Annotated in this window: 1 protein-coding gene; it reads right to left on the minus strand. The window is 39.5% G+C overall.

The window, feature by feature from the left end:
* Window positions 1–104 precede the first annotated feature (104 nt).
* Entirely contained in the window at window positions 105–13,511 is a 13,407-nt protein-coding gene (locus ACORHU_RS06710) for a YPDG domain-containing protein (RefSeq protein WP_434364009.1), read from the minus strand.
* Window positions 13,512–13,786: the final 275 nt, after the last annotated feature.

Genomic DNA, 13,786 nt, shown 5'->3' on the forward strand with positions numbered 1-13,786 from the left:
TCTTTATCTAATCATTCTTTGTATTTTATGTATAAAACAACTATCAGAATCAATCTAGTTCGTTGTTAAAACACAAAAGAATGAATGTTCATCTGACTAAATTTTTAGTCTTCTTTTTTCTTTCGAGCTACAAGTCCAAATCCACTCAATAGCCCAAGAAGTCCTAGAGATGCAAGAGCAGCATTTGATTCTGTTCCTGTATTTGGCAATACATTTTGAGAATCATTTGACTTAGCTCCATTATCAACAGTAGTCTTAGTATCTACCTGATCTGTATTAGGAGTAACTGCATTTGGAGTTGGAGTAGCTGGTGCTGGTGCAGGTGTATCTTGACCAGAACCTCCATTAGTATCAGGTTTAGCTGGCATATCAGGTGTCACTGGTGCAACTGGATTTGTATCTGTTGGTGTTTCTGGTGTGACCTTAGCTGGTGTTTCTACTGGAACTTCAACTGTTGGTTGACCTGGTTCAGTAATCTTAGCTGTACCTGGAACTTTACCTTCTGGTAATTCACTGTTTGGTACTTTACCTTTACCGTCTTCACCAATTGTAACTGTGATTGGCTTGCCATCTTTACCTGGGATTTCTACCTTAGTTCCTGGTGGGTATGTTGAACCATCTGGTTTCTTCGGTGTTACTGTAACGTCACCTGTCTTAGGATCTTGTTCAACATCTACTGTTGGTGTCTTACGAGCTGGTGTTGTTACATCCACTGGTTGTGATGGTTTCTTGTTAGGTTCTGTTACTGTTCCTGTACCTGGGACATCTTTCTTAGGAAGTTTGTCATTTGGTACTTCACCTGAACCATTGTCGCCAATTGTAACTTCGATTGGTGTGTTGTTTTCACCTGGAATCACTACCTTGCTGCCTGATGGGTATGGTTTTCCATCTGGTTTCTTAGGCGTTACAATCGCATCACCATTTGGTTTGCGTGTGATTTCAATCTCACTTGGTGTTTCAGTTGTTGGTGTTTCTGGTGTGACCTTAGCTGGTGTTTCTACTGGAACTTCAACTGTTGGTTGACCTGGTTCAGTAATCTTAGCTGTACCTGGAACTTTACCTTCTGGTAATTCACTGTTTGGTACTTTACCTTTACCGTCTTCACCAATTGTAACTGTGATTGGCTTGCCATCTTTACCTGGGATTTCTACCTTAGTTCCTGGTGGGTATGTTGAACCATCTGGTTTCTTCGGTGTTACTGTAACGTCACCTGTCTTAGGATCTTGTTCAACATCTACTGTTGGTGTCTTACGAGCTGGTGTTGTTACATCCACTGGTTGTGATGGTTTCTTGTTAGGTTCTGTTACTGTTCCTGTACCTGGGACATCTTTCTTAGGAAGTTTGTCATTTGGTACTTCACCTGAACCATTGTCGCCAATTGTAACTTCGATTGGTGTGTTGTTTTCACCTGGAATCACTACCTTGCTGCCTGATGGGTATGGTTTTCCATCTGGTTTCTTAGGCGTTACAATCGCATCACCATTTGGTTTGCGTGTGATTTCAATCTCACTTGGTGTTTCAGTTGTTGGTGTTTCTGGTGTGACCTTAGCTGGTGTTTCTACTGGAACTTCAACTGTTGGTTGACCTGGTTCAGTAATCTTAGCTGTACCTGGAACTTTACCTTCTGGTAATTCACTGTTTGGTACTTTACCTTTACCGTCTTCACCAATTGTAACTGTGATTGGCTTGCCATCTTTACCTGGGATTTCTACCTTAGTTCCTGGTGGGTATGTTGAACCATCTGGTTTCTTCGGTGTTACTGTAACGTCACCTGTCTTAGGATCTTGTTCAACATCTACTGTTGGTGTCTTACGAGCTGGTGTTGTTACATCCACTGGTTGTGATGGTTTCTTGTTAGGTTCTGTTACTGTTCCTGTACCTGGGACATCTTTCTTAGGAAGTTTGTCATTTGGTACTTCACCTGAACCATTGTCGCCAATTGTAACTTCGATTGGTGTGTTGTTTTCACCTGGAATCACTACCTTGCTGCCTGATGGGTATGGTTTTCCATCTGGTTTCTTAGGCGTTACAATCGCATCACCATTTGGTTTGCGTGTGATTTCAATCTCACTTGGTGTTTCAGTTGTTGGTGTTTCTGGTGTGACCTTAGCTGGTGTTTCTACTGGAACTTCAACTGTTGGTTGACCTGGTTCAGTAATCTTAGCTGTACCTGGAACTTTACCTTCTGGTAATTCACTGTTTGGTACTTTACCTTTACCGTCTTCACCAATTGTAACTGTGATTGGCTTGCCATCTTTACCTGGGATTTCTACCTTAGTTCCTGGTGGGTATGTTGAACCATCTGGTTTCTTCGGTGTTACTGTAACGTCACCTGTCTTAGGATCTTGTTCAACATCTACTGTTGGTGTCTTACGAGCTGGTGTTGTTACATCCACTGGTTGTGATGGTTTCTTGTTAGGTTCTGTTACTGTTCCTGTACCTGGGACATCTTTCTTAGGAAGTTTGTCATTTGGTACTTCACCTGAACCATTGTCGCCAATTGTAACTTCGATTGGTGTGTTGTTTTCACCTGGAATCACTACCTTGCTGCCTGATGGGTATGGTTTTCCATCTGGTTTCTTAGGCGTTACAATCGCATCACCATTTGGTTTGCGTGTGATTTCAATCTCACTTGGTGTTTCAGTTGTTGGTGTTTCTGGTGTGACCTTAGCTGGTGTTTCTACTGGAACTTCAACTGTTGGTTGACCTGGTTCAGTAATCTTAGCTGTACCTGGAACTTTACCTTCTGGTAATTCACTGTTTGGTACTTTACCTTTACCGTCTTCACCAATTGTAACTGTGATTGGCTTGCCATCTTTACCTGGGATTTCTACCTTAGTTCCTGGTGGGTATGTTGAACCATCTGGTTTCTTCGGTGTTACTGTAACGTCACCTGTCTTAGGATCTTGTTCAACATCTACTGTTGGTGTCTTACGAGCTGGTGTTGTTACATCCACTGGTTGTGATGGTTTCTTGTTAGGTTCTGTTACTGTTCCTGTACCTGGGACATCTTTCTTAGGAAGTTTGTCATTTGGTACTTCACCTGAACCATTGTCGCCAATTGTAACTTCGATTGGTGTGTTGTTTTCACCTGGAATCACTACCTTGCTGCCTGATGGGTATGGTTTTCCATCTGGTTTCTTAGGCGTTACAATCGCATCACCATTTGGTTTGCGTGTGATTTCAATCTCACTTGGTGTTTCAGTTGTTGGTGTTTCTGGTGTGACCTTAGCTGGTGTTTCTACTGGAACTTCAACTGTTGGTTGACCTGGTTCAGTAATCTTAGCTGTACCTGGAACTTTACCTTCTGGTAATTCACTGTTTGGTACTTTACCTTTACCGTCTTCACCAATTGTAACTGTGATTGGCTTGCCATCTTTACCTGGGATTTCTACCTTAGTTCCTGGTGGGTATGTTGAACCATCTGGTTTCTTCGGTGTTACTGTAACGTCACCTGTCTTAGGATCTTGTTCAACATCTACTGTTGGTGTCTTACGAGCTGGTGTTGTTACATCCACTGGTTGTGATGGTTTCTTGTTAGGTTCTGTTACTGTTCCTGTACCTGGGACATCTTTCTTAGGAAGTTTGTCATTTGGTACTTCACCTGAACCATTGTCGCCAATTGTAACTTCGATTGGTGTGTTGTTTTCACCTGGAATCACTACCTTGCTGCCTGATGGGTATGGTTTTCCATCTGGTTTCTTAGGCGTTACAATCGCATCACCATTTGGTTTGCGTGTGATTTCAATCTCACTTGGTGTTTCAGTTGTTGGTGTTTCTGGTGTGACCTTAGCTGGTGTTTCTACTGGAACTTCAACTGTTGGTTGACCTGGTTCAGTAATCTTAGCTGTACCTGGAACTTTACCTTCTGGTAATTCACTGTTTGGTACTTTACCTTTACCGTCTTCACCAATTGTAACTGTGATTGGCTTGCCATCTTTACCTGGGATTTCTACCTTAGTTCCTGGTGGGTATGTTGAACCATCTGGTTTCTTCGGTGTTACTGTAACGTCACCTGTCTTAGGATCTTGTTCAACATCTACTGTTGGTGTCTTACGAGCTGGTGTTGTTACATCCACTGGTTGTGATGGTTTCTTGTTAGGTTCTGTTACTGTTCCTGTACCTGGGACATCTTTCTTAGGAAGTTTGTCATTTGGTACTTCACCTGAACCATTGTCGCCAATTGTAACTTCGATTGGTGTGTTGTTTTCACCTGGAATCACTACCTTGCTGCCTGATGGGTATGGTTTTCCATCTGGTTTCTTAGGCGTTACAATCGCATCACCATTTGGTTTGCGTGTGATTTCAATCTCACTTGGTGTTTCAGTTGTTGGTGTTTCTGGTGTGACCTTAGCTGGTGTTTCTACTGGAACTTCAACTGTTGGTTGACCTGGTTCAGTAATCTTAGCTGTACCTGGAACTTTACCTTCTGGTAATTCACTGTTTGGTACTTTACCTTTACCGTCTTCACCAATTGTAACTGTGATTGGCTTGCCATCTTTACCTGGGATTTCTACCTTAGTTCCTGGTGGGTATGTTGAACCATCTGGTTTCTTCGGTGTTACTGTAACGTCACCTGTCTTAGGATCTTGTTCAACATCTACTGTTGGTGTCTTACGAGCTGGTGTTGTTACATCCACTGGTTGTGATGGTTTCTTGTTAGGTTCTGTTACTGTTCCTGTACCTGGGACATCTTTCTTAGGAAGTTTGTCATTTGGTACTTCACCTGAACCATTGTCGCCAATTGTAACTTCGATTGGTGTGTTGTTTTCACCTGGAATCACTACCTTGCTGCCTGATGGGTATGGTTTTCCATCTGGTTTCTTAGGCGTTACAATCGCATCACCATTTGGTTTGCGTGTGATTTCAATCGCAACTGGTTTTTCAGTTGTTGGTGTTTCTGGTGTTACCTTAGCTGGTGTTTCTACTGGAACTTCAACTGTTGGTTGACCTGGTTCAGTAATCTTAGCTGTACCTGGAACTTTACCTTCTGGTAATTCACTGTTTGGTACTTTACCTTTACCATCTTCACCGATTGTTACTGTGATTGTTGTTGGGTTACCATCTTTATCTTTACTTGGAATTTCTACCTTAGTTCCTGGTTTGAATCCTGATCCATCTGGTTTCTTCGGTGTTACTATAACGTCACCTGTCTTAGGATCTTGTTCAACATCTAGTGTCGGTGTAAGTTTTTCTGGTGGTGTTACTGTTACTTTTACAGGTACTTCTTCTTCTGATCCATCTGGGTATCTTACTAGAACTTTTCCTGTTACTTCTTCACCTGGGTTCTTATCTTTTGGAATTGTTACTGTTACTTTTCCATCTTTATCTACTGTGATTCCTGGTGTTCCACTTTCGAATGTTGTTCCATCTGGAATTTTCTTACCATTCGCTTCACTTACTGGGATATCTACTGATGATCCTGGTTTACCACTTCCATCATTGTACTTCGGTGTGTAATCATCTTTATCACGGTTAGTTACTGTTACTTTTACAGGTACTTCTTCTTCTGATCCATCTGGGTATCTTACTAGAACTTTTCCTGTTACTTCTTCACCTGGGTTTTTATCTTTTGGAATTGTTACTGTTACTTTTCCATCTTTATCTACTGTGATTCCTGGTGTTCCACTTTCGAATGTTGTTCCATCTGGAATTTTCTTACCATTCGCTTCACTTACTGGGATGTCTACTGATGATCCTGGTTTTCCATTTCCATCTTCGTATTTCGGTGTGTAAACATCTTTATCTTGGTTAGTTACTGTTACTTTTACAGGTACTTCTTCTTCTGATCCATCTGGGTATCTTACTAGAACTTTTCCTGTTACTTCTTCACCTGGGTTCTTATCTTTTGGAATTGTTACTGTTACTTTTCCATCTTTATCTACTGTGATTCCTGGTGTTCCACTTTCGAATGTTGTTCCATCTGGAATTTTCTTACCATTCGCTTCACTTACTGGGATGTCTACTGATGATCCTGGTTTTCCACTTCCATCATTGTACTTCGGTGTGTAATCATCTTTATCACGGTTAGTTACTGTTACTTTTACAGGTACTTCTTCTTCTGATCCATCTGGGTATCTTACTAGAACTTTTCCTGTTACTTCTTCACCTGGGTTCTTATCTTTTGGAATTGTTACTGTTACTTTTCCATCTTTATCTACTGTGATTCCTGGTGTTCCACTTTCGAATGTTGTTCCATCTGGAATTTTCTTACCATTCGCTTCACTTACTGGGATGTCTACTGATGATCCTGGTTTTCCACTTCCATCATTGTACTTCGGTGTGTAATCATCTTTATCACGGTTAGTTACTGTTACTTTTACAGGTACTTCTTCTTCTGATCCATCTGGGTATCTTACTAGAACTTTTCCTGTTACTTCTTCACCTGGGTTCTTATCTTTTGGAATTGTTACTGTTACTTTTCCATCTTTATCTACTGTGATTCCTGGTGTTCCACTTTCGAATGTTGTTCCATCTGGAATTTTCTTACCATTCGCTTCACTTACTGGGATATCTACTGATGATCCTGGTTTACCACTTCCATCATTGTACTTCGGTGTGTAATCATCTTTATCACGGTTAGTTACTGTTACTTTTACAGGTACTTCTTCTTCTGATCCATCTGGGTATCTTACTAGAACTTTTCCTGTTACTTCTTCACCTGGGTTTTTATCTTTTGGAATTGTTACTGTTACTTTTCCATCTTTATCTACTGTGATTCCTGGTGTTCCACTTTCGAATGTTGTTCCATCTGGAATTTTCTTACCATTCGCTTCACTTACTGGGATGTCTACTGATGATCCTGGTTTTCCATTTCCATCTTCGTATTTCGGTGTGTAAACATCTTTATCTTGGTTAGTTACTGTTACTTTTACAGGTACTTCTTCTTCTGATCCATCTGGGTATCTTACTAGAACTTTTCCTGTTACTTCTTCACCTGGGTTCTTATCTTTTGGAATTGTTACTGTTACTTTTCCATCTTTATCTACTGTGATTCCTGGTGTTCCACTTTCGAATGTTGTTCCATCTGGAATTTTCTTACCATTCGCTTCACTTACTGGGATGTCTACTGATGATCCTGGTTTTCCACTTCCATCATTGTACTTCGGTGTGTAATCATCTTTATCACGGTTAGTTACTGTTACTTTTACAGGTACTTCTTCTTCTGATCCATCTGGGTATCTTACTAGAACTTTTCCTGTTACTTCTTCACCTGGGTTCTTATCTTTTGGAATTGTTACTGTTACTTTTCCATCTTTATCTACTGTGATTCCTGGTGTTCCACTTTCGAATGTTGTTCCATCTGGAATTTTCTTACCATTCGCTTCACTTACTGGGATATCTACTGATGATCCTGGTTTACCACTTCCATCATTGTACTTCGGTGTGTAATCATCTTTATCACGGTTAGTTACTGTTACTTTTACAGGTACTTCTTCTTCTGATCCATCTGGGTATCTTACTAGAACTTTTCCTGTTACTTCTTCACCTGGGTTTTTATCTTTTGGAATTGTTACTGTTACTTTTCCATCTTTATCTACTGTGATTCCTGGTGTTCCACTTTCGAATGTTGTTCCATCTGGAATTTTCTTACCATTCGCTTCACTTACTGGGATGTCTACTGATGATCCTGGTTTTCCATTTCCATCTTCGTATTTCGGTGTGTAAACATCTTTATCTTGGTTAGTTACTGTTACTTTTACAGGTACTTCTTCTTCTGATCCATCTGGGTATCTTACTAGAACTTTTCCTGTTACTTCTTCACCTGGGTTCTTATCTTTTGGAATTGTTACTGTTACTTTTCCATCTTTATCTACTGTGATTCCTGGTGTTCCACTTTCGAATGTTGTTCCATCTGGAATTTTCTTACCATTCGCTTCACTTACTGGGATGTCTACTGATGATCCTGGTTTTCCACTTCCATCATTGTACTTCGGTGTGTAATCATCTTTATCACGGTTAGTTACTGTTACTTTTACAGGTACTTCTTCTTCTGATCCATCTGGGTATCTTACTAGAACTTTTCCTGTTACTTCTTCACCTGGGTTCTTATCTTTTGGAATTGTTACTGTTACTTTTCCATCTTTATCTACTGTGATTCCTGGTGTTCCACTTTCGAATGTTGTTCCATCTGGAATTTTCTTACCATTCGCTTCACTTACTGGGATGTCTACTGATGATCCTGGTTTTCCACTTCCATCATTGTACTTCGGTGTGTAATCATCTTTATCACGGTTAGTTACTGTTACTTTTACAGGTACTTCTTCTTCTGATCCATCTGGGTATCTTACTAGAACTTTTCCTGTTACTTCTTCACCTGGGTTCTTATCTTTTGGAATTGTTACTGTTACTTTTCCATCTTTATCTACTGTGATTCCTGGTGTTCCACTTTCGAATGTTGTTCCATCTGGAATTTTCTTACCATTCGCTTCACTTACTGGGATGTCTACTGATGATCCTGGTTTTCCACTTCCATCATTGTACTTCGGTGTGTAATCATCTTTATCACGGTTAGTTACTGTTACTTTTACAGGTACTTCTTCTTCTGATCCATCTGGGTATCTTACTAGAACTTTTCCTGTTACTTCTTCACCTGGGTTCTTATCTTTTGGAATTGTTACTGTTACTTTTCCATCTTTATCTACTGTGATTCCTGGTGTTCCACTTTCGAATGTTGTTCCATCTGGAATTTTCTTACCATTCGCTTCACTTACTGGGATGTCTACTGATGATCCTGGTTTTCCATTTCCATCTTCGTATTTCGGTGCGTAATCGTCAGATACTTGAGTCACCTTAACTGTTACTGGGACATCGATTGTCGAACCATCTGGATAGGTAACAGTTACGACACCTGGCTTGTCACCTGGTGTAGAAGTGTCTGGTGTAGTCTTCCATGTGTAATTTGTACCATTTGGAAGGTCTCCATTATTACCAATACTGTTCTTAGCATTCGGTTTCTCTTTAAGCCCTACTGTTTGAGTTTTGGCTGTTGGAGCAATATTTGTTGCTTCCTTAATTGGGCTTGGTTCTGACACAACATCATCTTGTCCTGGTGTTTGAACAGTTGTTTTAGCTGTAATATTTCCTACTGGAACCTTACCTGTGATGATTGCAGTTGCTTTTCCGTTTGTTACAGTTCCTGTACCAATAACAGTTGTTCCATCTGGACCATAAAGAGTCACGGTTGAACCATCTTTAACTCCCCCTCCAACAGAAACAGTTACTGGAACGTTTTCTTGATTAGACTTACCTGTTAAATCTGTTTCAATTGTCGGTTGTTTTGGCTTAACAACAATCGTTACTTTTGGATCAGATTTGGCTACTGTTTTATCTGTATGAGTTGCTGTTGCTGTGTACTTAAAGACACCTGCTGTATCTTGAAGTATCTTAGGTGCTGTTCCTTCCCAGCCCCACTCAACTCCAATTCCTTTACCATTAGGTCCTGCATCTGTATATTGGTTAGCGTCCACACGCCCATTCCATTGTCTTAGCGAATCTCCAACTGTAACTGTCGCTGTTTTACCTTTAATAGGATAAAGAGCTGCTTTATTAGTTGTCGCTACTTTCTCTTGACTAGGATCAGATGTGACATCTTGTTCACCTGGTGTTTGAACAGTTGTTTTAGCTGTAATATTTCCTTTTGGAATTGTTCCTGTAATTGTCGCTTTTCCATTAGCCACAGTACCTGTACCAATTGCACGTCCATCCTGAGAATAAAGTGTTACAATAGAGCCATTTTTTACACCTTCATGAACATTTACAACGACTGCTGTGTTAGGTAATTCTGCCTTACCAGTTAAATCCGTTTCAATCGTTGGAGCTTTTGGTTTAACGATAACGGTTACTTGTGGATTAGATTCTGCTACTGATTTATCTGTATGAGTTGCTGTTGCTGTGTATTTAAAGACACCTGCTGTATCTTGAACAACTTTCGGTGTTGTCCCTTTCCAACCCCATTCTACACCATTTCCACGTCCTTTTGGTGCATTTGTGTATTGGTTAGAATCTACACGCCCTCTCCATGTTTTTAGTGAATCTCCAACTGTAACAGTTACTGTCTGACCTTCCAGTGGATGCTGACTAGCTAAGTCTTTCCCTACATGGACAGGGACATCAATATTCTCAGTTGATTTATCTGGATATGTGATTTTTACGACTGCTTTTTTATCTGTTCCTGTAGTATTCGTTTCAGGTTTTGAAACTACTTCAAAGACGGTTCCATTTGGGAAGGCTGGTGTACCAGGTTTAGCAATGACTTTTCCTTTAACCTCATCATCTGTGATCTTATGATTAAATGGTACAATCAGCGTATTTGCTGCTGGAGTATACTTTTCTGCCTGTTCATGTACTTCAAATACAAAATGCCCTGTTGTTGAATTTGTACCATCAGTTGAAATTGCACGCGCAGTATACTTACCTTTTGCAACTCCTAAACCTACTTTTCCTGTTACATTTTGTCCTAATGGCGAACCTTCTGTTGCCGTACCGCTGACAGGGGTAAAGTTAAAGCCACTTTGTAGGTTTTCCATTTTGAAGTTCGTCACTTTTCCACTATCATCTGTAGTGATAAGACGTGTATTTACTTCATCACCACGGTATAGTGGAATAACTATATTTTGTCCTTCTGCATGAGTTTTTCCTAACTCCACTTTGCTACCATCGTCTTTAGCCCAGTAAATTTTTGGTGGAGTTGTATCACGAACCACTACTGGAACTGTTACTTCATCTGTTGATTTATCAGAGTAAGTCACAATAACTGTAGCTGTTTTGTTACCTGTTGTATCTGTATCAGGTTTTTGTTTAACAGTTAAGGTCGCATTACTTGGATAATTTTTAACTTTTGCTTTAATTGCTTCATCTGTTAATTCTTGTTTGATTCCAACTACAACAGTTTCAGCTGTTGGATTATGTTTTTCATTTTCTTTCGTAGCTGGTATAACTTTTACTTTTACTGTCTTAACAATTTCGTGATTAGCGTCATCAGTTGCCTTAAAGGTAATTGTTTTTTCTCCAATATCAGATTCTTTTGCCGCTCCAAGGTCAATAGATAGTGTCTTTTGTTTATCAGTATTTACTGAATAGTTCGTTTGTTGCGTAAATAGATGATTAGGATATTTTGTAAATATATCTGAAAAATCTAAATTTACCTTAGTATCATCTCGTCCATCTACATTAAATGAGATTTTCTCACCAACTTTTACAACTTGTTCTAGTGGTGTAACATCCAATTTAGGTGGCTGTGTATCTGGTTTAGGGGTTGGAGTAACAGGGTTACTTTTATCAGAAGTTACTGTTCCATTAGCATTAGTAACTACTGTTTCAGCCTTAATAGGATTTCCTGGTAAAGCTTCTGTAACTGTAACTGTCGCAGTCCCTCCACTAGTTGTTCCAGTTCCGATAAGTCTATTACCATCATAAAGGTTAACTTTCGAACCGTTTGGCACTCCGTTTTGGACATTTACAGTAATTTGTTGACCTGGTAAGCCTTTTTTATGGTCAAGATTTGTTGTAATAGCTGGTTTCTTAGGTTTAACGTTTAATGTAACTGTTCCATCTGAACCAGAACCTTTATCTTCTGAAGTCGAACCATCTTTATAAGTTGCAATAGATTTATACTTGAATACTCCGGCTACATCTGTGTTTGGTGACTTATCACCTGCCCAAGTCCAGTTCATACCTGCAGGGAATGATTTTCCATTTTTATGTCTAACATAACCTTCAGATACAGGGTTTATTTTGTCTCCTGGGTTATCTCCTACTGTTTTTGTAACTGTTAAACCTTGAATTGGGTCTTTTGGTGCTTCTGGATCATTTTGTAAACGAGCACCCCATGACCCCATAATGTAAGACTGATTCGTTGTCCATCCTTTTGTTGTTGTGGCTGCATAGACACGACCGTATTGAGCTGCTTCTTCAGGAGTCACATTATCTCTAATTTTAATCTTAGCATGCATGTGCACGGCATAATCAGTGCTGTCTTGTCCAACTTTAAGTCCTAAATAATATGATGCACCTGGATAGCTATCGTTTTTATTTTTAGGAAGCTTATTTAGCTCTCGATCAGTTTCATTGTTCTTGAATACATCCTTTCGCTGGTTATCACGATACAGTCCTGATAATGGGTCATACATTGTTTGTTTATCACCATTAAAGATATGATAGTTCTGACCCGCAAAATTCGAGATATAAGCTGTGTTTCCATATTGATTAAATGCTTCAAATCCATCAGAAAGTTTTTTACCACTATTTCGATTCTTAGGAGCATAACGTGTGAAATATAGGTCTTTTACCGTATTAGATTTATATAATCCGTTGGATTGAAGATCCATGATATTAAATGGACCTTGGAAATAGTATTCTTGCTGTTTAGAAAGTCCAGTCATCTTGTTACCATCGTTATTGAAGAAGACATCATAAACAATCCATTTACCTTCACTATCTTGCACATAGGTTGCTTTAATATCTGTTTTACTTCTAGTTAACTCAGGTTCATCGTTCCTTGTTTTTCGTCCACCGTTCTGATTCGGATCAACAGAAGCGTAATATCTAATATCTGCTAAAGCACCTTTGTTAATCTGACCATTTGCTCTGAAGTTTGTACCTTGAGCCATGCTCTTGCCATTACGAGAGTCACGAGCACCTGAATTCAAACGTGTTGTAGCGTTTTTAACAGAGTTAAACATTCTCTTCACACGTTTTGTCATATCTTCAACATCGTTCAGAGAAACTGTTGTATTTTCAAGAACAACTTGAGCCAAGCCCAATAGTTCATTGGCTTTTTCAAGAACTTCTTTGCTAGTCTCATGTTCAGGCACTTCCAAAACAGCTGCCTGCAATTGATCTACAGATACTTTCAAAGCATCTTTTTTAGCTGATACAGTTTGACCTTCTTCGCTTGCGCTTACTTCAGGAGAAGATTGGTTGGCTAGATTGGCAGCCGGCTTCTCAGTATTGTCAACTTGAGCCTCAACTTTTTTATCTACTTGAGCCTCAGTTGTTTCCTTAGCAGCTGATACGACTGTCACATCTTTAGACAAGAGTTCTACAAGTTCATCGATATCCTTTTGAGCTAGCTCAGAACTTTCTAGGGCTTCTTTCCCTTTTTGAAGTCTGTCTTTAACAGGCGATACTACTGACTCGTCAAGGTTTAATTTAGTTGAAAGAAGAGCATTTAATTCTTCAACTACTTTTTTCAACTTGGCTTTATCAACTGTAGACGCGCTAGGTGCAGCATTTGTAAGCGCTTGATTTTCTGCATCTACTTTGTTTTCAGTAGATTCTGCAACATCCACAGGCGAATCGACCTTATCTTTAGGGTTCACTACACCCGCATTAAGTTGTGAAGTCTTGTCAACTAGACTATCCGCACTCGCAACGCGGGCACCCAAAAACATCAGCGCTGCAACAGCAACTGAAGCGGCACCGAAACTATATTTACGAATAGAAAAGCGCAAAACTTTTTCACGTTGCTGGCGCTTTATTCTATTGAGCGAATTTGATTTATTTTCCATTGTTCCTCCTTATGTTAAAACACAAAATCAAATTAAAAGTATTCTTCATGGCTACACTTCTTATAGTAACGCACCCATGAAGCCTACTATGATGAGCATGTTTACACATCACAGCTATCACAGCTCGATTATACCATTTTTAATATATTTACACAAGATAAAACTGTTTTATTCCATAGAATAAAGGATAAATTGTTTAACTATACATAAAATGTTATTATGTTATATTTTGAATACAACAAACTCTCTAGCTTTAAAATAAATCTGTAACCACC

It is taken from the genome of Streptococcus sp. KHUD_015, assembly GCF_051106265.1.
Taxonomy (GTDB): Bacteria; Bacillota; Bacilli; order Lactobacillales; family Streptococcaceae; genus Streptococcus.